Origin of the sequence: Paraburkholderia sp. BCC1885, from assembly GCF_900996235.1 — a bacterium.
Classification (GTDB): Bacteria; Pseudomonadota; Gammaproteobacteria; order Burkholderiales; family Burkholderiaceae; genus Paraburkholderia.
Map to the genome: position 1 here is coordinate 233,277 of NZ_CAAJGM010000241.1, position 18,236 is coordinate 251,512.

17 protein-coding genes are annotated in these 18,236 nt (G+C 61.5%); 10 read left to right on the forward strand and 7 right to left on the reverse strand.

Going from position 1 to position 18,236, the window contains the following annotated elements; translation table 11 throughout:
- Window positions 1-249: 249 nt before the first annotated feature.
- Window positions 250-924: a response regulator transcription factor gene (locus tag FQ755_RS31355; RefSeq protein ID WP_144160323.1), complete on the forward strand. Its 675-nt coding sequence runs from the start codon at window positions 250-252 to the stop codon at window positions 922-924.
- A 214-nt stretch (window positions 925-1,138) separates the two neighbouring features.
- Here the strand turns inward: FQ755_RS31355 and FQ755_RS31360 are convergent, their stop codons facing one another.
- Window positions 1,139-2,068 carry a DUF4148 domain-containing protein gene (locus FQ755_RS31360; protein ID WP_186308707.1) on the reverse strand — a complete coding sequence of 310 codons (930 nt, stop codon included), beginning with the start codon at window positions 2,066-2,068 and terminating at the stop codon, window positions 1,139-1,141.
- A gap of 316 nt (window positions 2,069-2,384) precedes the next feature.
- On the opposite strand from FQ755_RS31360, the gene FQ755_RS31365 reads away from it, so the two are divergent.
- From FQ755_RS31365 to FQ755_RS31385, 5 genes are all read left to right on the forward strand, one after another.
- Window positions 2,385-2,885 (forward strand): DUF2844 domain-containing protein, encoded by a 501-nt coding sequence (locus FQ755_RS31365; RefSeq protein WP_260858948.1) that lies wholly within the window; start codon window positions 2,385-2,387, stop codon window positions 2,883-2,885.
- A 31-nt stretch (window positions 2,886-2,916) separates the two neighbouring features.
- Entirely contained in the window at window positions 2,917-4,233 is a 1,317-nt protein-coding gene (locus tag FQ755_RS31370; RefSeq protein WP_144160329.1) for a DUF3443 family protein, read from the forward strand.
- Window positions 4,234-4,416: 183 nt separating this feature from the next.
- On the forward strand, window positions 4,417-4,596 hold the full coding sequence (locus FQ755_RS31375; protein ID WP_144160332.1) for a hypothetical protein: 180 nt from the start codon (window positions 4,417-4,419) through the stop codon (window positions 4,594-4,596).
- Between the two features lie 73 nt (window positions 4,597-4,669).
- Window positions 4,670-5,959: a lysophospholipid transporter LplT gene (gene lplT / locus FQ755_RS31380; RefSeq protein ID WP_144160335.1), complete on the forward strand. Its 1,290-nt coding sequence runs from the start codon at window positions 4,670-4,672 to the stop codon at window positions 5,957-5,959.
- A gap of 160 nt (window positions 5,960-6,119) precedes the next feature.
- Window positions 6,120-7,013, forward strand: coding sequence for an NAD(P)-dependent oxidoreductase (locus tag FQ755_RS31385; RefSeq protein WP_186308708.1), 894 nt, complete (start codon window positions 6,120-6,122; stop codon window positions 7,011-7,013).
- Between the two features lie 53 nt (window positions 7,014-7,066).
- Here FQ755_RS31385 and bla read toward each other — a convergent pair whose 3' ends face one another.
- Window positions 7,067-7,939 (reverse strand): class A beta-lactamase, encoded by an 873-nt coding sequence (bla, locus tag FQ755_RS31390; RefSeq protein WP_144160341.1) that lies wholly within the window; start codon window positions 7,937-7,939, stop codon window positions 7,067-7,069.
- A gap of 348 nt (window positions 7,940-8,287) precedes the next feature.
- On the opposite strand from bla, the gene FQ755_RS31395 reads away from it, so the two are divergent.
- The 3 genes from FQ755_RS31395 to FQ755_RS31405 all read left to right on the forward strand — a co-directional run bounded on the left by FQ755_RS31395 (window position 8,288) and on the right by FQ755_RS31405 (window position 11,950).
- Window positions 8,288-9,676, forward strand: a complete 1,389-nt coding sequence (locus FQ755_RS31395) for a tetratricopeptide repeat protein (RefSeq protein ID WP_260858960.1) — start codon at window positions 8,288-8,290, stop codon at window positions 9,674-9,676.
- Window positions 9,677-9,884: 208 nt separating this feature from the next.
- On the forward strand, window positions 9,885-10,427 hold the full coding sequence (locus FQ755_RS31400) for a GNAT family N-acetyltransferase (RefSeq protein WP_144160347.1): 543 nt from the start codon (window positions 9,885-9,887) through the stop codon (window positions 10,425-10,427).
- Between the two features lie 65 nt (window positions 10,428-10,492).
- Window positions 10,493-11,950, forward strand: a complete 1,458-nt coding sequence (locus FQ755_RS31405) for a serine hydrolase (RefSeq protein ID WP_144160350.1) — start codon at window positions 10,493-10,495, stop codon at window positions 11,948-11,950.
- Here FQ755_RS31405 and FQ755_RS31410 read toward each other — a convergent pair.
- Window positions 11,947-12,855, reverse strand: a complete 909-nt coding sequence (locus tag FQ755_RS31410; protein ID WP_144160353.1) for a LysR family transcriptional regulator — start codon at window positions 12,853-12,855, stop codon at window positions 11,947-11,949. The two genes, FQ755_RS31405 and FQ755_RS31410, sit on opposite strands and share 4 nt — an antisense overlap.
- 134 nt (window positions 12,856-12,989) lie before the next feature.
- Between FQ755_RS31410 and FQ755_RS31415 the strand changes: the two genes are divergently transcribed.
- Window positions 12,990-13,778, forward strand: coding sequence for an alpha/beta fold hydrolase (locus FQ755_RS31415; RefSeq protein WP_144160356.1), 789 nt, complete (start codon window positions 12,990-12,992; stop codon window positions 13,776-13,778).
- A gap of 78 nt (window positions 13,779-13,856) precedes the next feature.
- Here the strand turns inward: FQ755_RS31415 and FQ755_RS31420 are convergent, their stop codons facing one another.
- From FQ755_RS31420 to FQ755_RS31435, 4 genes are all read right to left on the reverse strand, one after another.
- Window positions 13,857-14,996 (reverse strand): porin, encoded by a 1,140-nt coding sequence (locus FQ755_RS31420; protein ID WP_144160359.1) that lies wholly within the window; start codon window positions 14,994-14,996, stop codon window positions 13,857-13,859.
- A gap of 137 nt (window positions 14,997-15,133) precedes the next feature.
- On the reverse strand, window positions 15,134-15,943 hold the full coding sequence (locus FQ755_RS31425) for an ABC transporter ATP-binding protein (RefSeq protein ID WP_144160362.1): 810 nt from the start codon (window positions 15,941-15,943) through the stop codon (window positions 15,134-15,136).
- Window positions 15,940-17,010: a FecCD family ABC transporter permease gene (locus FQ755_RS31430; RefSeq protein WP_144160365.1), complete on the reverse strand. Its 1,071-nt coding sequence runs from the start codon at window positions 17,008-17,010 to the stop codon at window positions 15,940-15,942. Before FQ755_RS31430 ends, FQ755_RS31425 begins: the two co-directional genes overlap by 4 nt.
- Before the next feature lie 13 nt (window positions 17,011-17,023).
- Window positions 17,024-18,229 carry an ABC transporter substrate-binding protein gene (locus tag FQ755_RS31435; RefSeq protein WP_144160368.1) on the reverse strand — a complete coding sequence of 402 codons (1,206 nt, stop codon included), beginning with the start codon at window positions 18,227-18,229 and terminating at the stop codon, window positions 17,024-17,026.
- Window positions 18,230-18,236: the final 7 nt, after the last annotated feature.

The following is an 18,236-nucleotide window of genomic DNA, read 5'->3' on the forward strand; positions in this document are numbered from 1 at the left end:
ATGGGAGAACCCATCCGGCCAGTCTTTTATTCCCGGCAATGTGAAAAAACACGTGCCAAGCGAGAAAAATTTCGTTGGCGTACAAAACCTTGTCACACAGGAACCGACGGGGGAATAAATCAGGCACTGGCCGTGTTAGCGCCTACGAACAGGTCCATCGCTGCTCGCACGATTAGCAATGGACACGTGGCCGAATCATTCGGACCCGCACCTGCGAAGAAACCCGTGCATCTGAACGCAGAGCAGCCCATGCGAAATGTCTTGACCATCGAAGGTGGCGAACGCGTCACGCGCAGCTTTGTCCCGACGCTGAAGCAAAGCGGCTTTTGCGTCGACGTGGCCCTGTCGGGCCGCGCCGGCGTCACACGTCTGATGGCGCGACAGTACGACGCCGTGATTCTCGAACGCACGCTGCCCGATCTCGATGGCCTCGCCGTCGTCACGACGCTACGCGGCATCGGCATGGATACGCCGGTGTTGATGCTCAGCGCAACCGCCGACGTTGAGCAACGCATCGAAGGATTGCGCGCCGGCGTGGACGACTATCTATGCCTGCCATTTTCGCCTGAGGAAATGCTGCTCAGAATGGAAGTACTCCTGCGTAGAAGGCCCGACCGCCTCAACCCCAAAACCGTGTTGCGGATCGACGAACTCGAACTGGACCTCATCAAACGCAAGATGGCGCATCAGGAGAGCGCCGAGAACCTGCAGCCCACCGAATTTCGCCTGCTCGAATTCATGATGCGGCATGCGGGCCAGGTACTGACGCGCACCATGATTCTCGAAGCGGTGTGGGGTATCCACTTCGATCCCAGCACCAACCTCGTCGACGTGCATGTGGGACGGCTGCGCAAAAAGGTGGCGGCGCTTGGCGCACGCCCCGTGATCCAGACCATCCGGGGCGCGGGTTACCGCTTTGGCTAAGACGATGCGGATCAAACGATTACACGCGCATTCGCCGCGTCAACGGCTTCATGTATATCGGCTTTGCGCGCTGCTCAGTTATGTCAGCGCGGCCATGCGGATGAGCTGTCCCGACACGGATACGCTCAAGCCGTGAGGCCGTGTTTGTCGCGCTCTGCGGAGACAGCGCGCGCTGCGCCAAGCCACGCCAAGTTGCATGGCGTTACTCGAAGCGCTACCAGTTGACGACCAAAGGATGCGTGACGCGGCTCGATGCACCGCCCGGTCCGGCTGGATCGGGATTGCCGAAACGCGGCAAGGCGCCGTCCGCGCGAGCCTGCTCCAATTCCATGCGGACCTCGGCACGCGTTTTCGGCTCCTGCGCGACTGAGCTCGACGGTGGCGTCCATGCAGGCACTGACTGCGCCTTCTGCACACCCTGCACCTCCTGTCCGCTCTGCGACGCCTGCGCCAAAGCAGGCGCAGGGGCCGGCGAAGGCGCTTGCGCCTCGGACGGGAACGTCAGCCGCGGTGCGAAGTTCATCTCGGCGTTCGCCGGAACAACGGACGGCGCGGAGCGCATCGCCGCCGGGGCCGCTGCTGCCCCGGTTTGCGGCGCGCGTGCATTGGCGACGTAATCAGGAGAGGTACCCGCCCGCCCGGCGGTCCTCCACGATGCACCATACCGATGCTCATAGCGTCCGGCGTACCGCGCCGCCCGCCCCGACCGTGACGACGCAGCCGACGCCGACGGCTCGACGGCCCGCGCCTCGCCACTCGCCTGTTCGCGCGCCTGCAATTCCCGCTGCAACGCCATGACCCGCGGGTCGTCGCGGTACAAAGCCCGCTCGGCACCGAGCGCGCCCAACAAGACTCGCGCGGAGGCGAGGTCGCCGTGGTTGAGGCTCGCTCGAACCGCATCGAGAACCTGCGTCACATGCGCGTCCGCCTGGTTCTGCGCGGCGACCTTGCCGGACGCCAACGCCGTCGGCCTTGGATGATCCGGCGCGCCCGCCGACGACGCATCGCCTTGCCGGAACCCGGATGGATCTGCGGGTTGACCGCCCGTTTCGGGCCGCAACGCCAACGCGGCTATCGTCAGCGCGCCGACCGCCATGCTGGCCAGAATCGCTATCTTCGGATGAACAATCGGGTTCGTGATCATGAAGTCAGTTCCGTCTTGTCGTATAGGCGGACGCATATCGGGTAGCACCGCAGACGCCGCCTAAGTGGCTCCGATGCCTTACATCCTCAATTACGGGCTTGCGAGTCACGCGGATGCGCCAACGTTTAGCCCTGGTCCGCCAGGACGGCCCGATTCAAGCGCGCCCTTTCGCCCACTTCCTATTTCGACAACAACGCCCAAGGACCACTTCTATTCGTCAGTTCAATCGGTGAATTCGCCGGTATGATCGGCCTGAGCGACCGCCACCAGGGTGTCGCCACATCGCAGACACGCTTTCAAAACACCGACGAACAAAATGACAAAAGGCCACCTTCGCAACCTGATGCTGTTCGCCGTGCTCGCCACGGATCTCGCCGCGCTCACGCCTGCTCACGCGGCGCTCGGAAGCGCGCCCACCTACGCAATGAAGGCCCACGCCGCAAGCAACGGCACCGGCGGCACCGCGCAACTCACAGCGGCATCCGGTAGCGCCGCGGCGAGCTTCACCGTGAACCAGACCACGCTCCCCTCGGGCACTGTCGTCAACGAGTACGTGGCGGCCAACAACACCGTATTCGCCCTGAGCTGGCATGGTCCGACGCAAGCGCCGCTGCAGACGCTCCTGGGAAGCTACTTCCCCGCCTATGTCGATGGCCTCGCCGCGGTGCACGCAGCCAACGGAGGCGGTCACGGACCGGCCGCCGTGCATCAATCGGCGCTCGTCGTCGAAACCGGCGGCCACATGGGCGCGTTCTCCGGCAGGGCGTATCTGCCGCGCGCCCTGCCCCAGGGCGTCAGCGCCGACGACATCAAATAAATTGCCCGGAACAATTAGAAGAGGAAACAACATGCGCCAGATTGCATGGATCATCGCCGTGACGCTCGGTCTTTGTGTCGCCGGATGCGGCGGCGGCGGTGGCAATAATAGTTCCGCGCCGGCCGCGACCAATTCATCGAACAGCCCCAGCACGACAAGCAGTCCCGTCGGCAATACACCCGATACCGCCGCCAGTAACGCGCTGGCCGTCGACGCGTCCGCCGTGCCCACGGCCGTGAACTCGACCAATGCGATACCCGTCACGGTATCCAACACCGGCATCCCGAATCAGCCGATGGTCAGTGTCACCGTGTGCGGCAGCGGCAGCGCGACCACAGGCAACTGCACGACGATTCCGAACGTGCTGCTCGACACGGGTTCATACGGGTTGCGGCTGTTCCGCTCGGTCATTCCGGACAGCACGTTCAGCGCATTCGCACCGGTGACGGACAGCGGTTCTGGCCTGCCGCTCGCCGAATGTGCGGTGTTCGTCAGCGCCTATGGATGGGGCACGGTGCATCAGGCAAACGTGAAGCTCGGCAGCGAAATCGCCACCCAGGTGCCGATTCTCGTGATGGCCGACCCGGCGCTGACGGCCCCGCCGCCAAGCCCCTGCGTCACCGGTACGGAACTGACGGCGCCGGCCGCGCTGGGTGCGAATGGCATCCTCGGGGTCGGCCCGAACGTGCAGGACTGCGGCATCGGTTGCGTGCTCGCCACCCAAGACCAGTTCTATTACACGAGCGCGGGCAATGTCACGACTGCACCGATCGCGAAGCAGGTCGCCAATCCCGCCGCGATGTTCACGCAAGACAACAACGGCCTGATTCTGGAGATGGCGCAGGTGGCCGATAGCGGCGCTGCCACCGGAAGCGGCACACTGGTGTTCGGCATCGACACGCAGAGCAACAACGCGTTGCAGGGAACCAGCGCGACGCTGATTCCCACCGACTCGGGCGGCAACTTCACGGCCGCCTTCAACGGCGCCACGCTGCAGGACGGCGCGTTTTTCGATTCCGGATCGACGGCCATGTTCTTCGGCGACACCTCGATCGATCACGCCAGCAGCAACGAAAGTTCGCTGTATATCCCGGCCACGACGGTGGGCCGCATGGCGACGCTGTTCACAGGCAGTGCGAGCACCGCCAGCGTCGGCTTCAATATTGCGAACGGCCTCACACTGAGCGCGTCGGGCAACAATGCGTTCAACGATATCGGCGCCTTTTCGAGCGGTACGCTGGACTTCGGTCTGCCGTTCTTCTACGGGCGTCACGTGTACTACGGCTTCGCGGGCAAAACATCCTCGGGCGGCGGCACTGGGCCATACGTGGCATACGTTTCGAACTGAACCGGCTCTTGCCGTTCAGTGCGGCGCGTTAGCGGGCCCACGGGCCTTGCTAACGCGCGCCGACGTCGCATTACGCCGCGTCGTCGCGGCTTCGATCATGGCCGTAACACGGCCACTTCGACAATCATCCGCATGGCATGCGGTATCATGCCCAACGGCACTGATATCCGATGGGAGTGCACTATGCGCGATGCCCGGATTTTTGTTGCAGCGCTTCTAGCGACGCTGTTTGTACAAATTCTTCAGCCGGGCGTCGATATTCCCTACTGGAAAGACCTCACGTCAGCGGCCGTGGCCACGGCGGCCGTGGCTGTGTTTTACCGCGTCGGCGATTACGGCAGGCGGCATCAACGAGAGAAATAACGGACATGAAAACCGCCTCATCCGCTACGACTCATACATTCAGCAAGCCCTGCTTGTCTGAATCCGGACGCGCATGAAACGAGGCTTCTACACGATCATCGCCGCGCAGTTCTTCTCCTCGCTTGCCGACAACGCACTGCTGATCGCAGCGATCGCCCTTCTCGCCGAGCAACATGCGCCGCCCTGGATGACGCCGGTGCTCAAGCTGTTTTTCGTGCTGTCCTATGTGGCGCTGGCCGCTTTCGTGGGGGCCTTCGCCGACGCCTTCCCCAAGGGGCGCGTCATGTTCGGCACCAACCTCGTCAAGGTGGTGGGCTGCGTGGCCATGCTGGCCGGCGTGCCGCCGCTGATTTCATACGGCATCGTCGGACTCGGGGCGGCCGCGTATTCGCCTGCCAAATACGGCATTCTGACCGAGCTTCTGCCGCCGGACCGGCTGGTTGCCGCCAATGGCTGGATGGAGGGCACGACAGTGCTGTCCATCGTGCTCGGCACCGTATGCGGCGGCATCCTGATCAGTCCGCACATCGTTCAGCAGATCATGCACCGCGGCATGCCGTTCACCGGCCACGCCCCGCGAGCGGCCATTCTGATCATCACGGTCATTTATGTGATCGCCGCCGTCTTTAATCTGCGGATTCCGGATACGGGGGTGCGTTATCCGCCGCAGCAACACGGCCCGATCCGGCTCGCGCAAGACTTTGCCAACTGCTTTTCGGTGCTATGGAAAGACCGTATCGGGCAGATCTCTCTCGCCGTCACGACGCTTCTGTGGGGCGCGGCCCAGACCCTGCAGTTCATCGTGTTGCAGTGGGCGCAGCATTCGCTCGGGCTGTCGTTATCGCAGGCGTCGATCTTGCAGGCGTTCGTCGCCATTGGCGTGGCGATCGGAGCGGTGGTCGCCGCCGCGAAAGTGCCCCTGCGCAAGGCCTTGAATACGTTACCGGTGGGACTCGCGATCGGCGGGTCGATCCTGTTGATGGCGTTCTTCTCGCGCGATCTGGTTCCGGCTGCGTGGATGCTGCGCGTCGGCGTCTATCATGTGCCGGCATATATTGCGGTGGCATGCGCGTTTCTGGCGGGTATCGGCTTTCTGTCCGGGTTCTTCGTCGTGCCGATGAATGCCGTGCTGCAGCATCGCGGACACGTCCTGCTTTCCGCCGGTCATTCGATCGCGGTGCAGAACTTCAACGAGAATCTCTCGATTCTCGTCACGCTGTGCCTCTACACCGTCATGGTCTGGTTTCACGTCTCCATCACGACGATCATCGTCACATTCAGTTCCTTCGTGATCTTCGTAATGCTCCTGATCATTCGGCAGCACCGGGACAACCGGCTCAGGGATGCGGCGCCGCATTGGTGAATCCACGCCACGGCGGGTGAAAATTGGGTTTTCGCCCGCACAATCGTTCAAGACGGCGCACGCCGTGTCCAATTAATATCTCAAGTTGACGCCGCCGGCACGACGCTGCTGCTCGCGCAAGGCGAAACCGGCCATGCCGCATGCGCGGCTACAGCAAAGGATGGAGGCATCCATGCAGATTGGATTCATCGGTCTGGGCGTCATGGGACAACCCATGGCGCTCAATCTGGCCCGCGCGGGCACGCCGCTCATCGTGTGGAACCGTTCCGAAGACAGACTCGAACCGTTGCGCTCAGCGGGCGCCAGCGTCGCAAAGAGTCCTGAGGAGGTATTCCGGCAAGCAGACGTCGTCATCCTGATGCTGGCCGACGACGAGGCGATCAATACGGTGCTGGGCCGCGGCACGCCACAGTTCGGCACCCATGTCGCAGGGCGCATCGTCGTCCACATGGGAACGACCTCGCCTGAATACTCGCGCGAACTCGGCGCCGAAATCCGCACCGCCGGCGGCGACTACGTGGAAGCGCCCGTCTCCGGCTCGCGCAAACCCGCCGAGGCCGGGCAACTCGTGGCGATGCTCGCGGGCGAGAGCGCCGCCGTCGAAACCGTGCGTCCGCTACTTGCACCGATGTGCCATGAAACGATGCTCTGCGGTCCGGTTCCGAACGGACTCCTGATGAAACTGGCGGTCAATCTGTTCCTGATCACCACGGTCACCGGTCTTGCGGAAGCGGCGCATTTCGCCGAGCGGCACGGACTCGACATGCAGCAGTTTCGCTCCATCGTCGATGCGGGACAGATGGCAAGCGGCGTCTCACGTGTCAAAGTCCTTAAGCTCGTGAACCGTGATTTCGAGGTTCAGGCTTCGATTACGGACGTGCTAAAGAACAACCGGCTTATTGCCGAGGCCGCCAGAGAGGCCAAGGTAGCGTCGCCGTTACTCGACATCTGCTACGCGCTTTACGGCGAGACCCTGGCGCTTGGACATGGACGCGCGGACATGGCGGCCGTTGTTCGTGCAATCGAGGCACGTACCGACTCATCAGGCGCCTGAGTTCTTCTGCAATCTCTCGCCAGGGCGGTCTTCCGACCGCCTGCGCGTGCGCCTCATGTCGCGGCGGCCGCCCAATTTACAAACACGGTCCCCACCTCGCGCAAAACCGCCTCGCGCGAATCCATACTGACATGAGGCGCGTCGTAGTACGCGGCGACGAGAAGCGGGGCGCGCCCTGGCGGACGCACGATCGCATAGTCATTCGTTTCTGCTTCGATGCTGGTTCCGGGCCGGTCGCCCGCTCGCCAATCCGCAGGCAAACTGGCGCGAAGCCGGTTAAGGCCGGGCTTGCAGGCGATCATCCAGCTTTCCAGTTGCGTGCGCGATTGGGCGCTTAGCACATCACCCAACAGAATGCGGCTTACCGCTCCGATAATGGCTTTGGGACTCGTCGTATCGAGCACACCGCTGTATTGATTCGAGGCAGGCTCATACCGGTCTGAGCGCGTGACCGTATCATCAAGACTCCGAACGAATTGCGTCAGGGCAGCAGGACCGCCCACGCTTTTCATCAACAGGATAGCAGCCGTGTTGTCGCTGACTTCCACAATAGCCTGGCACAACGCGCCCACCGACATGGCGCCCTGTGCAACGTTCGCTTTCGTCACGGGAGAGGTAAAAATGAGGTCCTTCCCGGTGTAATTCACGAGACGATCGAGACGCTCTTTGCCGGCGTCGACGCGCGCAAGCACCTGCGCCGCCAGAAGCCCTTTAAAGGTGCTGCACATCAGAAAGCGTTCATCGGCGCGATACGCGAGGGTTCGACTTGAAGCGGTATCGATGGCGAACACGCCGAGACGTCCACCGTGCTGGCGTTCGATATCGGCTAACGGCGAGTCCGCTGCGTAGAGAGGACGGGTAACGTCAATCGCCAGCAGAAGCGGCAGACCAAGGATCAAACGGCGGCGCGTAACGGAATGGATCACTGATTACCTGTTTAATCGGGAGCAATTGTGTATAACTGAATGCGTAAGCCTTGCGTGATGTGGCAAGGCGCTACAACGAAGTCCGAAGATGCACAGAACTTTGAAAGCCGGTTGAATGCTCGCAGGAAGATTCCGCTTACGCAGCGTTACAAAGCGCCCTCTTCGTAATTAGCGGTAAGTCTTCCTCCCATGCCCACTATCGGCGTGACACGTTGCGCTGCTATGCTCGATGCGCTTATCTCGTCCGGCAAGTTTTTCCTATCACCGCCAGATACCCGAACCGCATCAGCTCGCTTTCCCGCCTCGCCTACATTTCATTCATAACACCGCCTGCTGCGCTCCTTGAACATGCCCATTGAACAACTTCTTTCCGCTGCCTCTTCCGATCATCAGGAAGGCCGTTTTGAACGGGCCGAGGGTCACTATCGCGAAGCGCTGAGTCTCGACCCGCATCACTGGAATGCGAGCTTTGGACTCGCCCAGGTATTGATCCGGCAGAAGCGCTTCGATGAAGCCATCCGCTGGCTGAATCCATTGCTGGGCCGCCCCGGTGATCATGCCGCCGTGCATCGCCAACTCGGGCTCGCGCATGCTTGCGTGGGGCGTCGCCAAAACGCGCTCGATCATTTCAAGCGGGTGCTCGAGCACGAGCCCGATGATGCCGCGATCCTGCACGTGGTGGCAAATTTTCAGCAGGCGCTGGGCCTCGCGCGTGAAGCCGACGCAACCTATCGTCGTGCGATACAACTCAAGCCGCTCGTCACCGTGCCGGCCGCCGTCATGCCGCCGGATTTCCGTGCACTGTTCATATTCGGTCCCAGCGCCGGCAACACGCCCATCGAATATCTGATCGAGCATGCACGCTTTGAAAGCAATATTTTCACGCTGTTGCAGGATATGGATTATGACGTCGATCGTCTGCGCAGTTACGCCAACGTCGTCGTCAATCTGATTTCCGATGTCGATCGTGGTCAAGCCTTCCTCGCGCCCGCGCAAACGCTGGCAGAGCGCATCGGCGCACCTGTCATCAACCTTCCGCACTTGATTGCAGGCACCGGACGTGAGTCGATCGCGCAGCGCCTGGCGCCGTTGGCCGGTTGCCGCGTGCCGCAAACGCAGCTCTATCGGTCCGCCGACCTGCGCGCTCTGCTCAATTCCGCTTCGCCCGACCTGCCAGCGTTTCCGTTGCTGGTGCGGCCCGCCGGCACGCACGGCGGCGACAACTTCGAAAAGATGGAAAACCCTGCCCAATTGCAGGCTTTCCTTAGCGGACATGAGCCAGGCAGCTATTACCTCAGCGCGTTCGTCGATTACCAGGCGGAAGATGGCTACTTCCGCAAATACCGGTTCTTTTACGTCGGCGACGAAATTCTGCCGTATCACCTCGCCATCGACGATCAGTGGAAAGTCCATCATGTGAGCACCAGCATGGCCACTCATACGTGGATGCAAGACGAGGAGCGGGCGTTTCTCGACGATCCATGGCAGGCGTTCGGTGAGGCGCAGCAAGCGGCGCTGCGGGCGATTCGTGAGACGATCGGCCTGGACTATTTCGGCATCGACTGCGCGCTAGACCGCGACGGCGCCGTCGTCGTATTTGAAGCCAACGCGAGCATGCTGGTGCACGGGAGAAACCAGCAGTTTCCCTACAAGACGGTGGCTGTAGAGCGCATCCGGCACGCCTTTCAAGGATTGCTTGCGCAGCGGGCGCAACAGTCCGATAACCCTGGCATCTGATTTGCACGCGGTCTATCGAAGTCATTTTCCCGTTTCCACTCCTGTGGCACACTTCGGTCTCTCGTCCACGCGCAGGCCCTAGATGAAAACATCGCCGCCTATAGCAAGCCCGGTCTTCCTTTAGCAGACCGCGTGGCTTAGGCGATTTCCGCCTTCGTCAAGAACTCGAAGACTGATCGAAGCGCCAGGACCGGTTGATAGAATGAGAATGCACGCTCTTAAAAGACCACAGGTGGACGACACTCAGGTAGTCATCAAACCTTTGACGCGTAATGACGCAGAGGCCTTCCGCGCGCTTCGTCTGAAAGCCATTCAGGATTCCCCGGCGGCGCTATGGCCGACCTATGAGGAAGAAGCACGCGCCACTCTCGAAGCGGTCATTGAGAGAATCCGCAAGACCGACCACCAGATTGTCTTCGGCGCGTTCAACGACCTTGAGTTAATTGGCGTGACTGGCTTAAGGCGCGAGGCGCTTGCGCAAGTTGCTCATAGGGCCATGCTGTGGGGCGTATTTGTGGATGTAGCCTGGCGTGGCCGAGGTATCTCTCGACGCTTGCTTGAAACTGCGATTGCTCATGCTCGCGAGACTCATGTACTGCAAATCCATCTTTGCGTACATACGGAGAACCTTCGCGCAGAAGGCCTGTATCGATCGGTTGGATTCGAGGAAAACGGCCTCGAAGCGCGCGCCATCCGCGTCGGAAATCGTTTCTACGATGAACGGCGCATGATGCTGCGCCTGGATGACTGACTTCAAAAGCAAGGCCTCCCGTCCAAAATCTACCGCTCGGCCCTTCTTGAGGAGGTATCGGCACAATGAGCAAGTCCGATTTAAGCTATCTGGACGATCTGGTCGAAGAGGCCATGGAGCATTGGCAAATTCCAGGGCTCGCGCTCGCGGTGCTGCAAGGCGACGAAATCATCAAGCTACAGGCCTATGGCACGCGAGACGTGAGCACACGTCTGCCGGTCACGGTCGACACGCAGTTCTCGATCTGCTCGCTGACGAAGTCGTTCACCGCCGCGGGACTGGGGCTACTCGTCGACGAAGGGCGGCTTGACTGGAACACGCGAGTGCGAGATGTCTTGCCCGATTTCCAACTCTATGACGCGACAGCCTCGGAGAATCTCACTGTCCACGATCTGCTAACGCATCGCAGCGGCCTGCCGCGTCACGACAGAATCTGGTCGCCACCCGCCGAGCGTTCGCGCGCGCAAATGTTGGAATCCATGCGCTACCTGGAACCGAATCGCGGCTTTCGCGACATCTACCAGTATTGCAATCTGGGCTACCTCGTTGCCGGAGCGGTGACCGAGCAGATCAGCGGACATAGCTGGGAAACCTTCACGGCTGAACGCCTGCTAAGTCCACTAGGCTTTAAAAACTTCAACTTTTCGACGCAGCAACTTGAAGCATCGAACGATCACGCCCATCCTCATCCACGCAATGGCCGCCGCGCCTATCGCGGCAGGTTGTGGCCCATGCACGCGGCGCCGGCGGGCGGTATCAACACCTCTGCTTCCGAGATGACAAAGTGGCTAGGTTTCCTGCTTTCCCAAGGCAGGGCCAATGGAAAACAGTTGCTGTCGTCAGCCGTCACACGGCAGATGATGACGCCACAGATCCACGTTGAAGAATCCGAGTTTGGCGAGATTGGCACCCGTCACTACGGGTTGGGACTTACCTGCGAGCAGTATCGCGGCGAGCGCACCATTTCGCACACAGGCAGCATGCCGGGGTGGGGTTCGATGATGAGCATGCTGCCGGAGCATCGCATTGGGGTGGTGGTGCTCACCAATCGGGATCCCAGCCCCGTGCGCGATATTTTGATCTATTCCGTTTTCGACCGGCTACGTTCCCGCGAACCGCTTGACTGGCTAACCACGCATCGCACACGGCGACGTAAAAGCCTCGAAGCGGAAGAACAGGAACGTCTTGATCGCCTGACGCTTAAATCGACATGGAGTCAGCCCATCCATCCTTTGAGTGCTTTTATCGGCGAGTATAGAAATCCGGCATACGGGGAAATTTCGGTATCCGAAGTTAGCAGCGGACTCGCATGGCACTGGCGAGGCCTGACCGGCACACTGCAAAGCTGCGACGGGAAAACATTCGAACTGGTGGAAGACGGCGACGCACGTTTCAACCCGCCGCTGCAGGCCACTTTCCAGTTCAATGCAGACGGCGTGATGGAGAGCCTAAGCTGCCTGCTCGAACCCACCGTTGCAGCGATCAACTTCAAGCGTAATAACCTCCCCGCCTTCCGCAGCTAATACACGTCCCACGGCGGCGGCTCACCGAAAGCATCCGCCAGATACTCGATGAATCGCCGCACCTTGGATGGGACGTAGCGCGCAGTCGGATAGACGGCATGAACCGTTAGTTCAGGGGCCCGGTATTCGGGCAACAGCACCGTCAGGTCGCCGGTGCGGATATGCGGTCCAAAAACAAAGGTCGGGCCATATGCGACGCCCAACCCGGCAAGCGTCGCCGATAGCAGCATCTGCATGTTGTTCGCCTGCATGCGGTATGGCCCGTCGATGGTATGCACGCGCCCCTCTGCGTCGCTCAATGTCCACTCAGGTATCGAAACCGCTTCGCTAAAGGCCAGGCGCGGCGCGCGCTGCAAATCCTCCGGCGTGAGCGGTACGCCCTCGCGCCCGATAAACGCCGGAGAAGCGCAGACGGTCATCCGGCATGGCGCAAGGCGCCGTGCGACGAGTTGAGAGTCGGGCAAGCGGCCAATGCGAATCGCCACATCGATGCCGTTGTTCTGCAGATCGACATAACGATCGTCAAGCGACACCTCGATGTTCACGTTGGGGTGATTCTCGAGGTAGCGCGCGACGACGTCGCCCATATGCAGCGCCCCGAACGTCACGGGCGCGGCCACACGCAACGTCCCGCGCGCCGTGCTGTGTGCATCGCTCGCTTCGCTGTCGGCGTCGTCCAGTTCATCGAGAATCCGCTTGCAGCGCAGGTAATAGGCGCGGCCGGCATCGGTCAAGCTAAGGCTGCGCGTACTCCGCTGCAACAAGCGCACATTGAGCTGCGCCTCCAGCGCGCCCAGATATTTACCCGCCATTGATGCCGACAACCCAAAGCGCCTGCCGGCCGCCACGAGACTCCCTTCGTCCACTGCGGCGACAAATACGGAAATGCTCGCGAAACGATCCATGACGCACCCATTCGATAGTTTGACGATCGACTGATGATAAGGGATGCGGGATTATCGCGCTCGACGATCCAATTTACCATCGCTTCATGGTCCGGAAACGGCATCGTATCAACGGAAAAAGAGGGAGCGTTGCAATGAAAATCGTATCGAATGGCGTTCAGATCCACGTCGAAGATCACGGCGGCGGCCTACCCGCCATCGTGTTTTTGCATTACTGGGGCGGTTCATCGCGCACATGGAGCGACGTCATTGCGGCACTGCCGCAGACGTACCGCACGGTTGCCCTCGATCATCGCGGCTGGGGACAGTCCGACGCTCCTGCCAGCGGCTACGCGCTCGCCGATTTCGCCGACGACGCTCAATGTGTCATCGACACGCTGCAGCTTCAGCAATTCGTTTTGGTAGGGCATTCGATGGGCGGCAAAATCGCACAACTGCTGGCATCGCGCCGTCCCGCTGGATTGAAAGGGCTGGTGATGGTTGCGCCCTCGCCGCCGGTGCCACTGGATCTTCCGCCAGAGGTGCGGGCGCAGATGGAGAACGCCTATACGTCTCGTGCTTCGGTGGAAGCGAGCATCGATCAGATGCTTACCGCTCGCACGCTAAGCCCGGCTAATCGTGAGCAGGTTATCGTGGACAGCCTGCGCGGCGCCCCTCAGGCCAAGCTGGCATGGCCGGCCTACGCCAGCCGCGAGGACATCACCCGTGAGGTCGCGGCGATCGATGTGCCTGCTATTGTCATCGCCGGCGAACTGGATCGCGTAGACAGCGTCGACACGTTGCGTACACAACTGCTTCCCCACATTCCGCAGACTCGCATGCATGTGGTGCCGGGCACAGGTCACCTGTCGCCGCTCGAAGCGTCGCACGAGGTGGCCGCTCTCATTCGGGATTTTGTCGATTCGCTTAGGCTTGCAAACTAAAATCACGCTCGCCGCACGGCGGTCAGATCGGAGACATCGAAGACGATCGACGCGACCCCCGGCGGCGAGCGTCGCCTCTTAAAACCGATGCCGCATCCCCACGCCTACCAATACTTGCTCATTCGTCGACGAGGGCGTCTGTCCGCTGATATCGGCCGTGAGTCCCGAGCCGTCACTGTTAATGTGCTGATAACTGGCTTGCACATACAGGTCCGTGCGTTTGGAGAGGAAGTAGTCGGTCTGCACCGACACTTCCTGCCACTTCGGATGATGCTCGCCGCTCGCCGTAGAAAGCGCGGCGTCCGTATAGGTGTATTCGCCGATCAGCTTGAGCGTCGGGCTTAACGAATAACTCGCGTTCACTTCATAGTTATTGAAGCTCGCGCCCTGGCCGTTCTCCGTGAGGCCTAGGCTATTGGCGCCGTTGATCGTGTCGAGCCCACCCAATTGTGTCCGCGTCCAGACGAAGCCGAATCTCGCCGCGCCGACGAGGTAGTTCACGCCCGCGCCATAGGTGCGTTGCAGTGCCGCGACGAAACTGCGATCCGTCAAGGTCAACGCGCCATTCGTGTTGCTGCTGCCACCGTTGTTCGCCTGCAGATAACCCGCAGCGAACCTGAACGGCCCGGCGTCGTAAGCAGCTCCAAAGCTGTACAGGCGGTTGTCGTCGAAGCCGCCTGCTTCGTCCGAGAAACCATACAGCGCGCCGAAACGCAGCCCCTCGTATGGCGTACTGGTGAACTTCACCGCATTATTGACGCGGAATGAGTTATTCAGGTTGTCGTTATCGAACGGATGCGCGGAAAAATTATTGCCGCCTGGCCGAATGCCCGTAAAGCTGAGCGGCGCAACATAGTCCACCACCGAGTCGTACTGACGGCCAAACGTCACCGAGCCCAAACGGTTATTCAAAAGTCCCACATACGCCTGATAGCCGAACTCGCGGCCACCCTGACGCAGCGTGCCGTTGGTCACGCTAAAGCCATTTTCGAGCTGAAAGATCGCCTTGTTGCCGCCGCCCAGATCTTCGGATCCAGCGAAACCCCAATGACTTCCGGTTACGTTGCCGCTGCCCGTTTGCCATTGCGCGCTACCCTTCGCATTGTTGGTATACGAAAGCCCCGCGTCGATCACCCCGTAAAGCGTCACGCTCGATTGTGCCTGCGCCCCGCAGGCGTACACCGCCGCGCAAGCGGCCATGACCAGTGTCTTCTTCATGTGTGTCCTGAAGTTTCTATTGAAGGCCGCCCGTGCGCGCGCCAAAGCGACGCCACGCTGACGGGCGTCGTCGGTACGGCATAAGCGGCATGAAAGGGGCTGGCTGGGCCGTGTGGTTAACGGCTGGCGATGCCCGTCTAAGCGACGAGTCCGTCGATCAGAACTTGATGGTGGCCGCGCGAGCAGGGCTCGATACGCGCGGCGACACCGAATACCTGGCCGAGGGTCGCAGGCGTGACGACTTCGGACGGCGGCCCGAAGCGCACGATGCGCCCCTTGTGCAGCAACATTGCGCATTCGCATGCGCGCATTGCCGCGTTGATATCGTGCAGGACGACTACGGTTACGATGCCGCTTTCGCGCGTGACGTCGCGCAGCACCTGCATCACCTGAAACTGATGATTCAGATCGAGCGCCGATAGCGGCTCGTCGAGCAGCAGGACCTGCGGGTCGCGCACGAGTGCCTGCGCGATACCGACCAGTTGCCGCTGACCGCCTGAGAGTTCATCGAGCGAACGCGAAGCGAGATCGTCAATGCCCAGCTTGCGCAAAATGCCATGAGCGTGAATGAGATCGTCGCCATGCGCGGCGTGCGGCGCCGCGGCGCCATATCCGCGCGTCGCGCGGCACGCCACCAATACGGATTCCAATACCTGCAGATGCACACCTGCGGGCAATGCTTGCGGCAAATAGACCACACTGTGCGAACGGGCGCTCGCCGCCGAGAGAGCGAGCGTTTCGCCGTCGAGAGAAAGCGAGCCTTGATGAACCCGTGTCAGACCGGCCAACGCACGCAGCAGGGTGGATTTGCCGCTGCCGTTGGGACCCAGCAACGCGGTGATCCGACCGCGCGGCAGCGGCCCTGCTTCGAGCGAAGTCAGAACCTGGCGCTTGTCGTAGCGCACGCTCAAGTCGTGGATGCAGAGGCCGTTCGTCCCTTCGTTCATCCCATCTGCCCCTGTGAGCGCACCACAATGCCGAGAAACAGCGGAATGCCCACCAATGCCGTGACAATCCCGACCGGAATCAGCACGCCCGGAATGATCAGCTTGGATGCAATGGACGCCAGCGATAACGTCAGCGCGCCGATCAACATGCTGCCCGGCAGATAGAAGCGATGGTCCTCGCCGAACAGGGTGCGCGCGATATGCGGCGCAATCAATCCAACAAAGCCGATCGTGCCGACGAACGACACCGCAAGCGCGGACAACACCGACACGCGCAGCAGCGTCGAAAGCCGCAGACGCCGCACGTCGATGCCGAAACTGGCCGCGCGGTCCTCGCCGAGTCGCAAGGCGGTCAGGGTCCACGCGTTGCGCATCGATAGCGGCAGCGCTAGCGCGAGAGCAATCGCCAGTACGCTGATCTTGGGCCAGTCGGAGCGGGCCAGTGAACCGAGCGTCCAGAACACGAGTCCCTGAAGGGCATCAGCCGAGGCCATGAACTGCATCAACGAAACGAGCGCATGAAAGGCGAACACGAGTGCGATGCCGAGCAATACGACGCCTGCGGTGTTCATGCCACGCCAGCGCGCAACCGAATCGAGCAGCAGCGCGGAAAGCAGCGCAAACACGAAGGCATTTGCAGAGACAATCCACGTCTGCGATACGCCCGGAATCGCGACGTCCAGCACAATCGCCAGCGACGCGCCAAATGCGGCCGCCGCCGACACACCCAGCGTATAAGGGCTCGCGAGCGGATTGTTGAGGATGGTCTGCATTTCCGCGCCCGACAGTCCCAACGAAGCGCCCACCAGCAGCGCCATCACTGCATATGGCAGGCGAATCTGCCAGACGATTACGCTGGTCGCCGGATCGGCTGAGGCGCGATCGAAAATGGTATGCAGCAACGCGATTAACGGCAAACCGGACGGTCCGGTACGCAGATCGAACAGCAACGCGCAGACGATCAGCACCATCACCGCGCAGAGCCACATGACACGCCGATGAGTCAGACGCCGGTAATGCCGCACGCTGACATCGTGCGGTGCGGCCTGGTGTTGAAGAGTCGCCATGTACCGCTCTCGCTCAGTGCGACGCCACGGGCGTCATGGCGGACGAGGCCGCGGCGCCGGGCGCGGCTGCGCCCACGCCATCTACCCAATACGCGCCGTCGGGAGGCACCGCGAGAAAGCGCCGATATAGTTCGGACTGCGTTTGATTGACGTCCAGGTCCTTGAACTGCTGCGGATAGAACCACTTGGCGAATGCCTCGATCGCTACGATGTTATACGGCGAATCGTAGTAGTTGTGCGAGATGCCATGCACACGGCCGTCGTGAATCGCCTTGATCGTGTCGAAACCCGGCCTCGAGACTAGCGCGGCGAGGCTCGCCTGCGCGTCGCGCTGGCTCGTCAGCGCGCCGACGCGCAAAGACGCGAGGCCCGCTTTGCTGCGGCTGCCGGTGGCGATGTATACGTCCGGCTGCGCCGCGATGATCTGCTCCATGCTGATGTCGCCTAGCACGCCCGGCATCAGGCCGGCGGCGATGTTGCGGCCGCCGGCGACCTGGATGAATTCGCCAAAATTGCCGTTGCCCGCCGTGTGGCAGCAACCCGCGTCCCAGACACCGGCGAGCAGGTCGATAAACACCTTGGGCCGCTGCTGCGGCGGAATCAGGTTCACCACCGCCTGCACGCGCGCCAGATGCTGGCGGTAAAACTGCACGTATGCGTTGGCTTGCTGCTCGCGATGCATCACCCTGCCGAGCAGTTCGATGCTCGGTAGCGTGTTCTGCATCGGATGCTCGCGGAAGTCCACGAATACGACCGTCGTACCCGTTGCCTCCAGTTGCTTGACGAGCGCGTTATAGCGGCTCGGGCCGTGGCCCGCGAGGCTGAAGATGGCAAGGTCCGGTTTGACGCTCAGCGCCTTTTCGTCGCTGATGCTATCTTCGGTCGCTTTGCCGATTAGCGGAACCTGCTTGATGCCGGGGAATTTGTCGGCGTAGGCATTGAAGGTCTGCGGATCCATGGTCGGCAAATCGCCCTGCCAGCCGACGATGCGAGCCAGCGGCTGTTTGCCTTCCAGTAGCGCGACGGCCATCAGCAGACGGCTTTCGCCCAGCAGAATCCGCTGCGGGTCCGCAGGAATGCGAACTGTGCGGCCCGCCAGGTCGGTTACGGTCTGCACCGGTGCGGCAGATGCGGCCGGCGGCGTCGCGGCGTGCGCGGCCACGCTGGCCCCCAGGCTCGCGATGCCGAGCACCGCGCAAGCCGTCAACGCCCGCGTCATCGCGCCG